Here is a 17,891-nt window from a genome sequence, read left to right as displayed (position 1 = left end):
GAATTTGAGCATCGTAGATACTTTTTTGTAGGGAGATAAATATCCTTCGTTTAGAGTAAAAAGGCAGCGCAAGCAATCATTATGTTGATTAGCCTGTTTTTTTGTTTTTTCCAAAATTCAGGCTCACAGGAGAATTATCAGTTATGCCACAAGCGACTTTGCCTAAAACATTCCCGGCCTTTTTTTGGTTTTTTTTAAAAAAGCAATGGAAATGGCTTCTATTTGCACAAATATTCAGTTTCGCATGGTCACTTGACCATACGTTGTGGCCTTACGTTATCATGACATTAATCGATACAATTACTAATTTTGCTGGACCACAAGCTGAAGTATGGCACGCTCTAGCGAAACCCATTATTATGGGTATTTCCTTGTGGTTAGGCGTTGAAATTTCTTTCCGCCTAGCTGGCTTTATAATCGCTTACATTGTTCCTAAAATTGAAGCTGATATTCGAATGAGTATGTTTCAATATGTGATGCATCATTCTCATCAATATTTCAGTAGCCATATGGCTGGTTCTATCGCAAATAAAATTGCTGACTTGCCGCAAAGTTTAACTAGACTTCTCACACTGATTGTCCAACTCTTTTTACCTGCTTGCTTAGCTCTAATAATATCAACAACTATGTTTGCATTTATCAACCCATTCTTTGCCCTCATTTTAATTAGTTGGGTGATTATTCATATGGGAATCTGCCTTGCCTTCTCTAAAAAATGTGATGATTATTCGAACACTCATGCAGAATCTCGAACACTTCTTTCAGGAAAAATTATTGATAGCTTATCGAATAATGCGAATATTCGTTTATTTTCAAAAAGCCAATTCGAAGCTAGTTATTTGTCATTTTTCCAAGAAGATGAGTTAAACAAACATTGGCGATCTCTGTTTTATATGGAGAAAATGAAAATTGCTTTAGGCATTGCTTGTTTTTTGGGTGCCTGCATCGCACTTAACTGGTACATGCTATACAGTTGGCAACAAGGCGAACTCTCCGCTGGTGAAGTTGTTTTCATTTTTAATACAACATGGAACATTACTATCATGGCTTGGTTAGCTGGTTTAGAACTCCCGCAAGTTTTTAAAGAAATTGGTATTTGCAAACAAGCTTTGACAGTTATTCAAGATACTCATGATATTATAGATAGCCCTTTCGCTGAGCAGCTTACCATCCATCAAGGAGAAATTATCTTCGATAATGTGACATTTCGTTACCAAAAACAACAAAGCCTCTTTCAAAACATGAATATTACGATCGAAGCTGGCCAAAAAGTAGGACTTGTTGGATTTTCAGGGTCGGGTAAAACAACTTTTATCAATCTCATTCTAAGAAATTACGATATTGAAAGTGGACGTATACTTATCGATAATCAAGACATCTCTAAAGTCACTCAAGCTTCTCTTAGAGGGCAAATCTCAATTATTCCACAAGACCCTACTCTTTTTCATCGCTCATTAATAGATAATATTCGTTATGCCAGACCAGATGCAACAGATGAAGAGGTCATCGAAGCTTCTAAACAAGCTCATTGCCATGAATTTATTTTGAAGCTTCCCGATAAATATCAGACACTCGTCGGAGAAAGAGGCTCAAAATTATCTGGGGGTCAACGCCAAAGAATTGCCATTGCTCGCGCGATTTTAAAAAATGCTCCTATTTTAATTTTAGACGAAGCCACTTCAGCTTTAGATTCTGTCACTGAAAGAAACATTCAAGAAGGACTAGAATTTTTAATGAAGGATCACACAAGTCTTGTGATTGCTCATCGCTTATCAACATTGTCGGGTATGGATCGTATCCTAGTTTTTAAAGAAGGAAAAATTATTGAAGATGGCACCCACGAAGAGCTTATTCAAGCGAACCAACATTACGCGAATATGTGGGAGATGCAAGTAGGAGGCTTCTTAATAGACAATTACGATGAGTTAGAAGATGAAGAAAGTGAAATAGATTCATCTGTTCATTAATAACCTGGACAATTGTTCCGGTTATTAAAGCCCGTTCTAAATTCTTCAAACCTTCTATAGTTTCAATTTCGATGAATAAACAAATTAATTGATCTGTCATTCTTAATGTTTTCTTCTTTTTAAGGAATGAACACATGTGTCATTGAAGTGAAATATTCAATTAAACTTTCCGCTAAGCAAGTAATCGATAACGTTTTAACCTAGCTATAATTCCTTCTAATAAACCTTTTAATTGAATAAAAATTCTTTCGTCCAAAGCTCTCATTTGTTTTCCTTGGCAAAATGGTTATGAAAAAGACACTCTCAAAAAAAGTCATTTTTTAATAAAAAATTCAAGTAAGGTTCTTTCTTGTTCATTCAAGGAGGATTATATGGTTGCTCTAAAAGCTGGAACAAAAGTGCCTTCCTTAACTCCTTACAGGGCCTAATTACTTACTACCTCTTTATGAATTTGTAGAAAACCTCTTAAATTTTTGCCCTTTATCCCACTTAATTGAAGTCCTGCTCTGCAGCAATCCACTAACGTTATATAATGAAGTTATAGAGAAATTTAAACGGTTTAAAGCACAATTTGTTGAAATTTCTGTCGCGGAAATTTGTTCCCATTTAGCTTTTTTCCACCAAAAATAATTAGGTTTTCCATTATTGTCAGATTTTAAGCCAAAAAAAAAGATGTTCAAGGCGTATGAAGTATTTCGAATATGAAAAAGGAGTATCTAAGAAAGCTCTTTTTGTCACCAATGGAAAAGGAATTATTCTCTGAAGCGATGTTTCTCCGATCGATATTAACCCAGGAACTGAGGAAATCTTAAAACCGTTAAAAAAATTGTCTATCAAAGGAGATCATTGATGCCTCAATTATCTACACCCATTTCTGGAAAAGATCATATTTTAGGCAATCTAAATGCACCTGTAGTATTGGTAGAATATGGAGATTATCAGTGCAAAACATGTGCCTTAACTCAACCCATTGTCAAGCAACTCTTAAAAGAAATGCGCGGACAATTATGTTTTGCATTTTGTCATTTCCCACTTAAAAACTCTCATCCATTAGCATTTATTGCTTCTCAAGCTGCAGAAGCGGCAGCATTACAAAATAAATTTTGGCAAATGCATGAATGTCTTTATCATCATCACCATGCTTTAAGTTTAGAAGCTTTCCCAAGTTATGCCGAAGAAATTCAATTGAATATCAAATTGTTTAATGAAAACTTACGAAATCCTTCTCTCATTTCTTGTATTGAAGAAAATTTTTGTAGCGGTTTAGATAGTGGTGTTAATGGAACACCCTGTTTTTTTATCAATAAAGAACGTTATGATGGGGATCGATCTTATGATACTTTATTATCCGCTCTAAAAAATGCTGTCAACTGATATAAATCAATGAAGATTTACTTTCAATTTTTAGAAAGTCAACATGTGCCATTAATTTATGCTTGGTTTCAAACCCCACATATTAAAAAATGGTACGGATCGGAACAAGAATGGACAATTGAAGCAATTGAAAAAAAATACAACCCTCATCGATTACAGGCCAATAAAATTGCTGCCTTCATCATTTATTACAAACAAATTCCAATAGGTTATATTCAAAAGTATTCTGTTAGCGATTATCCCTGGGAAGGGCTTGATTTATCTAAACTTGCTTCTAAATTAGCAGGAATAGATTTATTTATTGGAAACCCCGTCTACCTTTATCAAGGTTTCGGGCAGCTTATTTTAGAACAATTTTTAACCCAACAGATTCAACCTTACTTTCAAGAATGTTTAGTGGATCCTCGTTGTGATAATTATGCTGCTATTCGCTGTTATGAAAAAGTCGGTTTTGAATTTTATCAAACTGTACTTTGTAGCCGAGAAGCACTTTACATAATGAAAAAAAATTTAATGCATCATTTGGTAGAGATACCAAAGAGTTAAATGTAAGTAATTCTATCATTTACACCTACAATTGCCCCAGAATATCCGGTGGCAATCATAGATTTTATTCAAATCAATGAAGAAGTTCTTGAATTTCTTTTTTAAGCTTTTCTTTTATAACAGGATCTTGCAAATTTCCTTGAGAATCAAACGCTTGATGAGCATTTGACAAAGCCACTTGTTCAGACACAACTTTTCCCCCTACACCTTCAATCACTGCACGTAAATGATCAAGAGCATGTGAACCCCCACTAGGTGATGGAGAAGCGCTCAAAATAGCAAATTTCTTACCGGCAAAAGCATCACGAGATGGCTTTCCTTGTTCGTTTCGTGTTGCCCAGTCAATGGCATTTTTTAGAACACCGGATAAAGAACCATTATATTCTGGAGTTGAAATAATAATCGCCTGGCTTTCCATCATCAGCTGACGCAATTTTTTAGCATTTTCTGGTAAACCTTTCGCGTTTTCTAAATCTCCATCATAAAATGGAATAGAATAATCACGAAGATCAATGATTTGAACCTTCGCTCCCATTTCTTCGGCTATTTTAGCCGCTTGGTGCACGAACTTTTTATTCAGAGAATCTATTTGCGTGCTTCCCGAGAATGCCAGAACTTTCAATTCTGCTGCTAAAGAACTAGTTAAAACTAAACCTATGCATAACATCCATTTTAACATGATTCACCTCGATTTAAATATTTTATATTTTAGACATAACAATTTACAGAGAATTAAAATGATGGCACATTAAAAATTTACTTAATATGATTTTTTTACCTATCAATTTACTTTTATTCGTTTATTGAATGCTCAATGCTTAGATGGATGACAAAAGCAATCTATTGTATGATCATTAACCAATCCACAAGCTTGCATATAAGCATACATAATTGTTGCTCCAACAAATTTAAAGCCCCTTTTTTTCAAATCTTTACTAAGAGCTAAAGATTCTTTTGTTTCCGCAGGTACCTGCCTAATCGTTTCCCATTGATTCTGGATGGGTTTCCCGTTTACAAATTGCCAAATATAGGTATTAAAGCTTCCAAATTCTTCTTGAACCTTTAAAAAGTGTTTCGCATTTGCAATTGTTGACTCAATTTTTAATCGATTACGAATAATGCCCGGATGCAAAAGCAACTCATTTTTTTTCTGCTCATCGTAGGTGGCAACGATATGAGGATCGAAAGAGGCGAAGACTTGCCGATAATTTTCACGTCGTTGAAGAACCGTTTGCCAACTCAATCCTGCTTGAGCTCCTTCTAAAATTAAAAATTCAAAGTGTTTATGATCATGATGAACCGGAATTCCCCATTCTTCGTCATGGTAAGCAACATACAAAGGGTTGTTTAATTGCACCCAATCACAGCGTTTAAGCATATAAAAGACCTGATTAAAAATTAAGATGTGGAATAAAAATAACGAAGAGAACCCTTCCTGTCAATCTAGGGTTAAAATATACTTATAAATTAATTTAGTGCTAATATTTAAATTAAATAAACTTATCCCTTAGTTTATTCTTGCAATCCTCAAATAGTTTTCTAATTAGTTAAACTTAATAGATTCGAATAGATTTATTCAAATCATTGAGTAACACTTTAATAATAGACGTATTTCAACCTAGGCAAATTTTTCAAAGTTTATGAATACTTTTACGTTCAAATCATAAAAAATCTATTGATTTTTGTTTGCCAATGATACTCTCTACAGTGTTTTGAAATTTAATGCTCTCTTTGATGCAAGACCTGATAAATGTAGCATTCATATCGTTTGTAGTTATCGTTTCCTCTTTTTTTCTTGGTTTGAAGTTACAAGGAAACGCATTTTCCATTGAATCTTTACATAGAAATTTCATAGGTTACATAAAAATTTTCCTTAGGCATGTAGCTCTCTTCCTTTTTAAAATCTGATAGATTTTAACTTTTTTCAAACTATCGTTGCGTAAAATAATTTAATTTTTTAAGTTCCAGAATTTACAAATAACACATTTTGTAAACTAAAGCTTTTTTACTTTATTATAAGCAAACCTATAGTGCTCAATAAATTTTAAAAAAAAGAATTAACTTAGGACAAGCTTGAACATTTGTTGAAATCTATCCATTAATGGCAAATTTTAGGATTGTTGCTAACTAAAAAGGCAGAGATGCGAAACAAAGAATATCACTTATGCGCCATAGGAAAAATTTGTCATACCGCTTTTTGGATACCCATATCTTTGGTTAAAATTTCTTAATAAATTTTTCAAATTTTAAATTGCTTGAGGTATTTCTTTTTGATAGTATCTTTTCCACGTGAATTTTTGTTAAACCAAAGGATAGCCACCAAGTCATGCAAAGTACTCATCCTATCTCGCCCCACCCTTTTAGTGAACAACCAGCAATATTCCGATATTTAGCTAGTCTTGATGCGATTACAGTAGCGATCACAGAGAACAAATACCCTAAAGCTATCGAAAATTTTAATGTTTTCATGGCCTATTTGCCACCTCATGTGGAAAATGAAGTGCTGAAAAAGGCTTTTGACTGTCTCTTCACACTTATTCCTGTTATTGAGACACCTCAAGAGATAGAAGAAAGCGTACGTCTCTTGCTCAATTTGACAGCAGATCCGTGTTTTGCAGAAGATCAACAGCGATTAGCTAGCGAACTGGCCAAGTGGCACTACAAAAAAGGAAAAAAAACGGAGCTAGAGGATAAACAATTTAAATATTTCATGGATGCCATTCACTATGTAGGAAAGGCACAAATCATTTCTGAGGCTTCCGCAGACCTTCAACGCTTAGCCTCGCGCCTTTTTAAAGTTGCTTTAACTTCCCTCGCCGTTTTTAAGCAACGCTTAGAATTAGCAGTGGGGAAAAACGATAGCCAGCAAGTGATACAACTCGTCACTGATCTTGAAACGCGCTTTGAATCGATCTGCTGCGAGGGTGAAAAGCATGCTTTGATTAAATTATTCTATAAACAAGTGCGTACAGTTGTTTCGCATACGTTAAGGACACGGGGGCTAGAACGAATAGAGTCAAGTGGGCTACGTAACTTAGATGAAACAATGCGCCATTACTTATCAAGTGACCCTCTTTCCATTGATTGTTTTATCACAACTCAATACCGAGAGAAATTAAAGTCTTATCGCGAAAATTTTCGCGCGTTGTATCAGACAATCGACTTGCAAAATTTCACGATTGCAGAGGTGCGTGCTTTGCAAAAAAAAGTTTCGACGGACTTGATCGAGTTATTGCACGCTTTGATTGATGATGCGATTGCCATTTTAGGAGATCCTCCGTGTTCGTACGATTTGCGAGCAATGGGGTCCCTAGCCAAAGAAGAGGTCTGCCCCTACTCCGATTTAGAATGGTGCATTCTCATTGAAAATATAGAGCATCGACCCTACTTTGTGCAATTAGCTCGCCTGTTAGAACTACAAATAATAGGCTTAGGAGAGGATCCCGCAAAAGGCTTACCCGTCTTTACTTGCATCGGGGCTAAACACCGCTCCGGTTTCCATGTCGATTCTGGAGGCAATCCGGCTGTTGATACTGATCTTATCAACACACCCGATGGATTGGCCCAGATGCAAAAAATGGAAGAATATTCTTCTAATTCGCATAGCAATACGCTGCGTAAAACCATTTCCTTTCACCAAAATAACCTAGAACTCTGTGATAGTTATCAAAAGAGAATGCGCACCTATCTCGATAAAGAATTACCGCAAGCAAAAGAAATCAGACGCAGGAGCCAGGCTTTGCAGCTGCTGACAGATCGACTAAAGACGTATGAAGAGATGTGGCATGATCCTTTTCAAGGCCAGGTCATTGATCTAAAAAAACACTACTCGGAGCTACTCAATCATTTTTTAAATGATTTATCACTTTATTTTCGCATCAAAGGATCCAATACACTCGATCTTATCGACAATCTCGTGAAAAAAAAATACCTTACAGTTGAAAGTGGCTTCTTATTGCAAGAAGCGGTCGCAGCCGTTTATCTAAAAAGAGTGGGTCTCCATTTTAAGCATAAAGAACAAAAAGAAGAGGTTAGCCTAGAAGATCTGGGTAGTGAAAGAAAAATCTTTGAAAAGGTTTATTGGCTTGTACTGCGTCCTCTTTACCGCAAATTAAAGCATGGCATCTCTAAACTGGACTTCGATTTTCAATACATCGACCTTTTTCAAGGAACGTATTATGACGAAGAGTTGCAACCTGGTGAAGTAGAAAATCTCAAGCCCTGGATGACTCATTTCGTGCATCATCTCGTTTCCAGGCAACGAGCTAAGGCGCTGGATCCGGATCAGGCTTGGCTTTGGCATGAAGCTTACTACCAAAGACTGTCACATATGACCTTTGCAGAACCTTTAAGAGAGATCTATCTTAATGTTTTGAATAGCTATCCGGAAGAGGGAAACTTGGCTGCGTTAAGCGTCCATCTGGCCTCTATCCCCAATCCCAATGGGGTTAGGCAAAGCCAGCGCTTGGAAGAAGAGCAGTTTAAACAAGCGATTCGTGCCATGACAACCGACCAGCCGGATCCAGACGATCCCTTTCAAATCAGGATCCGCTGTCCAACATTGTCCGATGCTTCGACATTGCCTGATGCTCCGACATTGCCCGATACCCGGTATCTCAGACAAGCAGTAAGCGAACAAATCTTAGAAGAAACAGGCAATCTCAAACGACAATACAAAAATAGCGCTCACCCCGTGGCAAGTGCCTCCTATGGTGGCTACCAGCTGCACTTTAAACAAAAACCGACGCATCCGCTGCTGGAATATGCCATCCATGCGCTGACGGCACGCATTGCGGGGCACTTAAGTCCTCCGACTGAACTAGCCCGCTTTGAAGTCGACATCAAAGGAAAAAAACGGATCTATCCCGTCTTAATTTCCAAAACCATTCAAGGGCAAACGTTAGAAAACGCCAACCAGTTAGACGTCAAACAACTGACCTGGGCTTGCCTGTGTGCCTTATTGACCCGCCCAGGCGACGGGAGGTTTCCCAACTACGTCGTTGAAGAAGGGACACGGCGCATTTTCTGCGTCGATAATGATATTTCTTTTGTCGAAGCTGTCATTCACTATTATTTCGGACATAAAGTGCAGTTTTCTTCCGCTCTTTTTTGCCTGGATGCTAAATACCATTTAGACCCTGAAGTGTTAGAGGCTTTTATTCATTTGAAGCCTAACCTCATCCTCAATAGTTGGCTCGAGGATTTAATCCAAAAAGATGAAAGCTACCGCGCTCTTCGGCTCTTTACCACTGAAGAGGAAAAACGTTTATACGAGGAAGATTCGGAAGATCGCTTTAAGGGAACGCTTCTTCTGCGCAGCGGCACGGTGACAAATTTACTCGTGCAATTTTACCATCTGCAAGACTGCTTGCGCCAAGCCTTAAAAGCAAAGAAGAAACTCATCCCTCTCGATCTTTTACCCTATCTCGTCACCTTACGGGGCAATCAAATGCAAACCTTGGACCGCTGGGTTTATCCCAAATATAAGCAAGCCGCCGCAAACAGTTTAGCGCCCAAACAAAGACTACAAAACGCCATCGACCGCCAGGTAGATATTTCTCTCACTTCCGCCCAAGCCGACGCAGCTAGCTTTGGCAAACCCCCAACGTTTGAAGAAATTCAACAGCGCAAAGAATACTCTCCCGAAAAAGCTCAAAGCGAGCTTTTTGCGTTTACCTTAAATCGATGCGCTTCCCATGTTCTGTTTGGCGAAAACCAAGAAGAAGAGTGGATGGAAGCAGATTTTAAACGGATGGTCAAAGGGAAAACGCCTGATCGCGAGCGGCAACGCCTCGTGCTAAACGCCTTAATCTTTTTAATGAAAAATAAAGGTCTTCGACCCAAAAAATTGACTTTGATGAACTGCGCTGTTTTAGATCACATGACGTTAAAAACTTTTTTGCATAAGGACCTTGACTATTTAAACGTAAGCGGCTGCCCACTTATTAAAGAAGAGGCCATTCAGGAAATTGAAAAACGCTGTCCTAACCTTAAACAACTTTATTTAAACCGCTGCGCCCAGCTGCACACGTTTGAAAAATCAAGCTATTTTTTCGCTTCTAGCTATTTGCAGTTTGCCAAATTAGAAGTGTTGCAAATCATGCGTTGCGAAGCACTTGTCTCGATTCATTTAGATGCCCCTTTTTTGCATACCTTAAAAGCCGATAAAAATCCCCAGTTAAAAACGCTTTTTTTTACAACGTTTGCTCCTTATTTCAAAGGGAGTTTTACACAATGCCCGAATTTAGATTTAAAAATAATCAAAAAAGAACAAGAGAATAAAGTTTTAAAAGAAATAAAAATTTTAAAAATTTGCTCTACACTATTATTTCAACTTCATATGAATGATCCTAAGCTCAACACGCTTAGCCTTTATCGCGAGAAAATAAATGATGAGGGAGCGGAAGTTATTGCTAAGGTTCTTACTTTCAATACTGCTCTTAGTGAACTCGATCTTGGCCTTAATAAAATAAGCGATAAGGGAGCGAAAGCAATCTTTAAGGCTCTTGCTTCCAATACTGTTCTTAAAAAACTTACTCTTAGCTATAACCAAATAAGTGATGAGGGAGCGGAAGCAATTGCTCAGGCTCTTGCTTCCAATAATACTCTTGAGATACTCTCCCTTGAATATAACCAAATAAGCGATGAGGGAGCGGAAGCAATTGCTCAGGCTCTTGCTTCCAATACTGCTCTTAAAATACTTTGTCTTAACAGTAACAAAATAAGCGATAAGGGAGCGAAAGCAATCTTTAAGGCTTTTGCTTCCAATAATACTCTTGAAACTCTCTCTCTCAACAATAACCAAATAAGTGATGAGGGAGCGAAAGCACTTGCTAATATTCTTGCTTTCAATACTATCCTTAAAATAATCGATCTTAGCGTTAATGAAATAAGCGATGAGGGAGCGAAACCACTTGCTAAGGCTCTTGCTTCCAATAATACTCTCAGGGAGCTCTTTCTCTATTGTAACCGAATAAGCGATGAGGGAGCAACAGAAGCTATAGCTCAGGCTTTTGCTTCTAATACAGCTCTTGAAATAATTGATCTCAACAGATTGAAGTTAAAATTACGAAGAACTTTCATTTACAAATAGAGGTCAAACTAACAAACTAGCAAAACAGCAATGAATTAATAGATAAAAAACTAACCCAGGGAATAAAAGCCATTAAACAGGAACCAGAATAGTACATACATGACGTAGTAAATCTGTCAGTTGAAGAAGAAGCTAAGCCGCTATTTGGTTTTAGAAGGGTTGAAGCTGAATTTTTTTATACAACGTGCAGCAGTAGTGAGAGTTGAAAAAAGGGATAAACAAAGACTAAAACAAAAATTTAAGAAATAGAAACAAGCTTAAAGATTACCTAGAGCAGAAAAAATACTTAGAATGGCATCTTGAGATAATGATTTTAATTAGAGGAGGATTAGAAAAAATTCACAACAAATAACAAAGGTATATAAAACAACTTGAGTTAATTCAGAGTTCGTATGCTTGATAATAGAAAAACTTTACTTAAGTTTCCAACTTTTGCTTTTTGAATTTGCAAGCTTTTCTTGGTAGCTTTCTTTTTTGTTCTTTAATACTAAAAAATAAGGATGCACTTTTTTAAGTTGATTTGCTTTCCAACAATGTCGTTAAAAAAGGGACGCAACGCATTTTCTTGATAAATAACGCTATTTCTTTTGTAGAACCCGTTATATCCACTATTGCTTCGGACATAAAGTGCATTTTTTCTTCCATTCTTTACTTGCCTCTAAATTCCTCGTTAGTGGCGTCTATAAAAAAATCATTTAATTGTTTCTACAGACAGCAAAATTGATTTTTTACTATTTATTACCACCTACTTTATGTGGTAATTGATTATACATGCGAAGCTTCTATAAAGCGATGGTTTTCATTTTTTCCAGACAGCTGCCCACCCAATTTTTTCGTAGCAAAAATTGAAATTCCAATCATTATAATGGATACAATTCCAATTAATAAAATATGTTCGGAAGCAATTCCAAAGGCAATAAGAAGAAATTGATAAAAACAAGAAGCGCCAGATTTTCCCAAACGAGAGCCAATGCTATCAATTACAGATTTAGCATACGTTCTTTTTTCTGTTTCAATAGAAAGAAAAGCTATTTCTTTACTAGTATCAAAAATTGTGTACTTCGCAGACATGCTAAAAACGTAACAAATAGATCCTAGTGTCACTATCAATTGAGTTGGAGAAAACTGAAAAAAAGAAGCAACTTCCACTAACAGCTCTTTAGGCATAAGAAGCGATGAAAAAAAAGCAGAGCTTGTGATTAATAAACACAAAGGAGTTGTGAGTGCAATTTGTGTCCAAGTAAACTTTCTAAAAATCCAGCTTGATAACAAGGCTATACAAACAGCACCCGTCCCAATTAAAGAAGTCAATTGATTAATATAAGCATTGTAGGCTTGAGGTGTCGGGTGTAGTTGCCTAATATTTTCTTTCCAAATAACTTCAATTAGATTCGTTGTCAGTCCAAATCCCACCACCAATACAGCTATACAAAGTAAGGGACCTGTTCTTAAAACATCCATAACATTATCTTTGAAAGAAGAGGGAGCTATTTGTTTTTTTTCTTTTTGTTTAATTGCCGAAAAATCAGTTGTCAAAGCCAGCCGTCTATTAATAATCATAATTAAAAGGCCGCAAACACAGACAATACCAATCATCCATTGAAGGGTTCTTTCCCATGACATGAAATCAGACAAATGTTGACATAAGAAATGAGAAAGCTGACCAGAAATAATTCCTGCCATATTTCCAACGAACATACAGAGGGGGTAAAATTTTTTAGCTTCTACTAAAGAAGTCGTATCACTCACATAACCCCAAAAAAGGATAGATAGAATGAGCATCGACCATAATTCTGCCGTTAAATAAAATAGAGTGTAATGCCAATAGCTTACCATGGCAACAAACCCTTTCGCTCCAACAGGTAAAATCATATGTAAATAATCTGCAACATTTTCTAAATAAAAGAACTTGCGGAATGGATATAATACAAAAGCGAAGAAAAAATAGTTAACTAGTAAGAAAGAGCTAAAAATATAAAATGTTTTTTCTCTCCCAAATTTATTATAAAATTTAGCAAAAAAATAACTAGCACAAATGGCAAGAGGAAGCATTCCCCAAATTTTAATAAAAGGAATGATCTCTGCACCTGCATCACTTGCTGTGATAACAATCGTATCTTTGAGATCTTTTAATGTATGATAAACAATGATAATTAGAAAAAATTGAAATAGGATCAAACTACGCTTTTTTAAAATTAATAAGGTAGAAGATACAGAATTTTGTTGATTTTTCATGGACTTTTTTTTTTGCAAAAAATCTTGCAAAAGAAAAAGCCGTTTAAGGGTGAATTTTAGTAAAATGCAATGACAATAAAGTTAATTATTTTTTTCTTATCGATCGCAAATCATTGTCATATTACAGTATTTCTTATTTATAAGCAACTAGGCAATATAACTACTGTATTCACCTTTTTTTATTGGTTTACGAATCCCTCATCTTATAAATAATAGTTCCATTCCTCTTCTTTAAATCCCACTAAACCAAATCCTTCTCCTAAAAAAAATGGTCGTTTCACAAGCATTCCATGCTTCGATAAAAGAACCAAAGCATCTTCCTCTGTAAGCGAGGGCATTTTTTCTGCGATTTGTAATTCTCGATAAAGTTTTCCCGAAGTGTTAAATAGCTTCTTTAAATTTTCGTTTTGATAATGAAACATTTTTTGTAATTCTTGTAAAGAAGGAGCTTGCTCCAGAATTTCTTTGCAAGTGAAAGAGAGTTTCTTTTGCTTCAAAAAACGGATGGCTTGTTGACAGGTTGAACATTTGGAATAAACATAAATTATCATAAGTTAAACTTTACCCATTCATTTTTTTAATATATTAAAAAATTCCTTAATCATAAATGACTAATCAATCACAACTTAAAAGCAAACTATACTCTCTTGGCTATAGGTAAAGGCTTCTAAGGATTACTCCGAGAGGCCATCCAATCCGAGGCTCGAAATTTTCATGCCTGCGAATGACCAAGATCAAAAGTCAGTCTTTCTCCTTAGAGCAAAACTAAAATCAGGTTCTGCTAAGCAGCTTTGCGTTGCGCAAGTAATTCATTGTAAAACCATCTGAATTAAAGCGCTCTAGCCTACTTTTTCGGGCATAACCTGAATTAAAAAGTTTTTTAATGAGTATGATATATTTCGGCTTATGAATACGTCAACAGAAAGTAAATATTTGGTTAATCTATTCATTATTAAAAAATCTCCCTTACATCTTTTACGGCTTGATTTGCATTATTTTTATGCTCTAGATTGTCTGGGTCAAATACAACGAATATACTCGTATGCGGCATGTTTAAAAAAATCCCCCACTAGCAAAGTGTTTTTCAGAATTTGTGAAAGGGTTAACGAATGAGTTTTAGCTCTAAGAATTTCATGAAACGTTTCAATGGCTCTATTTACTAATTTTCTTATCTGTTATAAGTGGGGATTTATGCGAAAAAACAAGAAAATCTATTGGCAGTCTGCTAAAAAATAAGAAATACCTATATAAGGCTAGCAATAGGAATGAAAATTACCCTTTCATCCTGATGCAAAATTGGTTGGAACAAAAATCTTTGAGATCTTCTTTTCCCACACGTAGGGTATTAGCAACGATTAATTTTGAGCGACTGACTCATAGGCGTGATCTTGGCAATCCGAAAAATTTCTTCCAGTGAAATTATTTTCTTCATATCCAAGAAAACAACAAATTCGTTTTTTTACCTCCCCTTTTCTTTGTCAAGCCAACCAATTTGTTCTTCAAATGTGGAAGAGCTGGCGAACATTGTCAAATGGAGTATCTATGCCTTTTTTAATGAACAGATTGTTAAATGATTAGATGAAAATTTATAGTATAAAAATGATTGCATGAGTTTCCTGCAAATGCAGGAAACTCATGCCTAGCTAGCTTATCTTCAAAAAAGATTTAAGCGTTAAACTCTTTATCTATAGTGAGAATCGCAATTGTGGTGAAAGGCATTTCGAGATTTGCTAAAGAAGCAGCTGCTACGGCGACTTCTTGGGGTTTAGCATATCGATTAAGAGCAATATATTCTTACTTAATTTAAGCAAAACTAGAGTTTTCTAAATTTATTTTAGTAGTAATGAGGCCTGACTGTATCAGGTTACTGTGATATTTTTCGGCCCTAAATTTTTAGCCTATCCTTTTGTATAAGCAATCCAGTCTGATTTACTGATGCCATAACCTGCTATTTTTGCTAAAATTACAAGATTAAAACTTCATCTTATCATAAAAGTAAACAAATCTAAGTTTAGGTGTAACGATTCTATGTATCAAATCTATGTATCAAAAACTTGCGTTAAATAAAACTTCGTTTAAGATAAAAAGCTTTAACTCTATACGTTGAATTAGGAAATGAAAATGAAAATTTCTAAAGAGAATTTTTTTTCCGTTGGTTCTGATGTCAATATTCCGATTGAGCAACTTCAAGTATTTTGGAAACTACTAGAAAAGGTCCATCATTTTTCTAAACTTCCCTATCAATATAGCACTTTGACACAATTGTTATTTTTTCTAGGAATTCTCATTTTAATTTCAGCCATGTCTTGGTTGATGAGTATGGGGTGGGAAATGTTTGGTGGCGGTGGTATTTTTTTTATCTCTTTTGGATATGCAGTATTATTTATCTTAATCGGTCAATCCTTATGGAATAAAGAAAGGCTAAGAATGCCAGCAGGTCTATTTATCACCCTAGCTGTCTGCATGATTCCTTTAGCGATATATGGATTGGAAACTTATTTTAATTTCGAATCTTTATATGACCATAGCCACAATTCTGATTTTTATGTGTTGCTCGATAGAGAATGGATTTTTATCGAATTAGGAACAATGTTAGCCGGCGGTATAGCCCTCTTTTTTTTTCCTTCTCCTCTCATTATAGTTCCTATTTTTTTTGCCACTGGATTTTTGACAATGGACGTTGCTCCCCTTCTTTTTGGGCATCAACTCAATTGGGAACAGCAACGCTGGATCGCATTATGTTTAGGAGTTATTTGGATGACCGCAGGACGCATTTTTGATAAAAGAAAAATGCCAGACTATGCTTCATGGAGTTATCTTTTTGGAACCTTGTTTTTTTGGGGAAGTTTGAATGCCCTGGTGTGGGACAAAGGAGAATTCACTTTATTTCTTTATTTTCTGATTAACTTACTGATGATGCTTTTTTCTATTTTATTGAAAAGGAATGTCTTGATGATTGCTGGTACAACAGGAGTTTTTATCTACCTAAGTTATCAAGCACATGTCATCTTTAAAAATTCTGTCTCGTTTCCGTTTATTTTGTCTTTTATTGGCTTAGGACTAGTTTACTTAAGTATTTTATATCAGAAAAATCAGAGATGGATCGAAAAAAACTTGTTTAATAAACTCCCTTTTTGGCTAAGAAAATTTTTCAATTGAAAGTATTAAATGGAATGAAAAGTTTGAATATTCAAGAGAACAAGCGGTTTTTGAACAAGCATTTGAAAACAATTTTTTTATCAATGCCATATTCAATGAGTGTTTTTTTGAAAGCTATCTTTTTTCTGAAATTCAGCTGACACATAGTCTGTTTCCTGAGTGTACATTCAAACATTGCCATTTGTAATTGATGAATTTATCCGGATGTCGTTTGCAAAATGTTTCTTTTTAAAAAAGTAAAATTATTGACATAGTATTTTACAAATGTAATCCCCAATTTTTTCTGTTCAGTTTCAAAAATGTATTCTCTTAGATAGTAAGAAGGAGTTGCTGTATTGACAAGATAACTATAACTTAAAGTAAGAAGATTCAAAATAACCATCCAAATGAATTAAATAAATTTTAATTTATAGATGTTTTAACAGCATGACCCATAGCTAAAAAATCAGTGCAATAGCCATGAGATACAATAGGCAGTCACGTTTTAAGAGAAAATTTAGTTCTATCACTGGAAAGCTATTAAAAATTAAGTAAGGAATCAACAGGGCTTAAATATAAAACCTTTAATATGAAAAAGCTTAAGTCATTAGATTATCGTAAAACAAATGGTTTTTAGGAGCATATAGATTGAATAAAATCAAATTTTAAAAACTATAATGATCCATTCAAAAAATATCTTAAATTTTTAAAAATGAATAAAAATGTGTTTTTTTAAGAAACTCATCTTTCTCAAAATCTAAATTAATTATTAATCTACCTTTCTTCCTTATTTTAAAAGAGATACATAATTTCGGGCCGTCCTAAAAAGGTAGTGATTTCAAATTGCTATTGTAGTTACAGATAAACATCTCTCGATCAATCCAATAAATAGGGTTTTCTATTTTAAAAAAGGTCCTATTTTTCGCATGAGTCTTGCGCATCGTTGCCTGATTGGACAATAAAATCTTTCCATGTCACTCCTCTTCCTGATTCTTTGCCAACAAGACTGTGTGCTACCATGGGATCATTTCATCCTAAGCTGCCAAATGTATCTGTGAAAAAGTGGGCTTTTTTAGCGAGGATGCTCAACGAACTGCTTGCAACATGCAAGACATTTCTATTTTTATTTTCCGGTATAAATCGAACCATTTTTACGTATGGGATGTGAATGACGATTAAGGCAAGTAATGCCCATCGAATGCTTTACTATTTAAAAAAAATACCATGAAGTAGCCATAAAATAAAACTTGAATCACCCTGCTGTTGAGGACTATTGCTTTCAAATAAATCTCTGCTACTAGAAGGCTATTTATATAATAAAACATACTTAGTTTCCGATAAATTTTGAATTAATTCAATTCAACTTCTATTTAAAATCATAATTATTTCCAATTTTAATTGATTAAAAACAAGTCATTTAGATTAAAAAAAATTAAATTATATTTTAATATTTATTAATATTATATTTTTTAAATTATTTTTAATTTTATAATTAATTATATAAACAGTTTTTAATAAAAGTTTAATTATGACTAGAA

At 35.0% G+C, this 17,891-nt stretch carries 10 protein-coding genes; 5 read left to right on the top strand and 5 right to left on the bottom strand.

The features are described 5' to 3' along the window. Positions 1-143 precede the first annotated feature (143 nt). The 3 genes from BU804_RS06050 (at position 144) to BU804_RS06040 (ending at position 3,887) form a co-directional block, all read left to right on the top strand. Entirely contained in the window at positions 144-1,967 is a 1,824-nt protein-coding gene (locus BU804_RS06050; protein WP_075883390.1) for an ABC transporter ATP-binding protein, read from the top strand. An 849-nt stretch (positions 1,968-2,816) separates the two neighbouring features. After that, entirely contained in the window at positions 2,817-3,341 is a 525-nt protein-coding gene (locus tag BU804_RS06045) for a DsbA family protein (protein ID WP_075883389.1), read from the top strand. Between the two features lie 9 nt (positions 3,342-3,350). Continuing rightward, positions 3,351-3,887, top strand: a complete 537-nt coding sequence (locus BU804_RS06040; RefSeq protein ID WP_075883388.1) for a GNAT family N-acetyltransferase — start codon at positions 3,351-3,353, stop codon at positions 3,885-3,887. Positions 3,888-3,960: 73 nt separating this feature from the next. On the opposite strand, the gene BU804_RS06035 is transcribed toward BU804_RS06040, so the two are convergent. Together BU804_RS06035 and BU804_RS06030 are read right to left on the bottom strand one after the other, a co-directional pair. Continuing rightward, positions 3,961-4,566 (bottom strand): NADPH-dependent FMN reductase, encoded by a 606-nt coding sequence (locus BU804_RS06035; RefSeq protein ID WP_079988631.1) that lies wholly within the window; start codon positions 4,564-4,566, stop codon positions 3,961-3,963. A 132-nt stretch (positions 4,567-4,698) separates the two neighbouring features. Then, positions 4,699-5,265: a DNA-3-methyladenine glycosylase I gene (locus tag BU804_RS06030; RefSeq protein WP_075883387.1), complete on the bottom strand. Its 567-nt coding sequence runs from the start codon at positions 5,263-5,265 to the stop codon at positions 4,699-4,701. Between the two features lie 948 nt (positions 5,266-6,213). Here BU804_RS06030 and BU804_RS06020 point away from each other — a divergent pair. After that, positions 6,214-10,980, top strand: coding sequence for a DUF294 nucleotidyltransferase-like domain-containing protein (locus tag BU804_RS06020; protein WP_075883385.1), 4,767 nt, complete (start codon positions 6,214-6,216; stop codon positions 10,978-10,980). Positions 10,981-11,745: 765 nt separating this feature from the next. Here BU804_RS06020 and BU804_RS06015 read toward each other — a convergent pair. Then, a complete protein-coding gene (locus tag BU804_RS06015; protein WP_143298939.1) occupies positions 11,746-13,215 on the bottom strand; it encodes an Npt1/Npt2 family nucleotide transporter in 1,470 nt (489 codons plus the stop codon). A gap of 203 nt (positions 13,216-13,418) precedes the next feature. Continuing rightward, the gene (locus BU804_RS06010; RefSeq protein WP_075883383.1) at positions 13,419-13,766 is read right to left on the bottom strand and encodes an arsenate reductase family protein; all 348 of its coding nucleotides are present in this window, start codon (positions 13,764-13,766) and stop codon (positions 13,419-13,421) included. 1,570 nt (positions 13,767-15,336) lie between these two features. On the opposite strand from BU804_RS06010, the gene BU804_RS06005 reads away from it, so the two are divergent. Then, entirely contained in the window at positions 15,337-16,374 is a 1,038-nt protein-coding gene (locus tag BU804_RS06005) for a hypothetical protein (protein ID WP_075883382.1), read from the top strand. A gap of 196 nt (positions 16,375-16,570) precedes the next feature. Here the strand turns inward: BU804_RS06005 and BU804_RS12710 are convergent, their stop codons facing one another. Beyond that, positions 16,571-16,747 (bottom strand): hypothetical protein, encoded by a 177-nt coding sequence (locus BU804_RS12710; RefSeq protein WP_158025030.1) that lies wholly within the window; start codon positions 16,745-16,747, stop codon positions 16,571-16,573. Between the last annotated feature and the right edge of the window lie 1,144 nt (positions 16,748-17,891).

The organism is Candidatus Protochlamydia sp. W-9 (assembly GCF_001950615.1).
GTDB lineage: Bacteria > Chlamydiota > Chlamydiia > Chlamydiales > Parachlamydiaceae > Protochlamydia > Protochlamydia amoebophila.
This window is presented reverse-complemented; position numbering and strand designations above follow the sequence as displayed.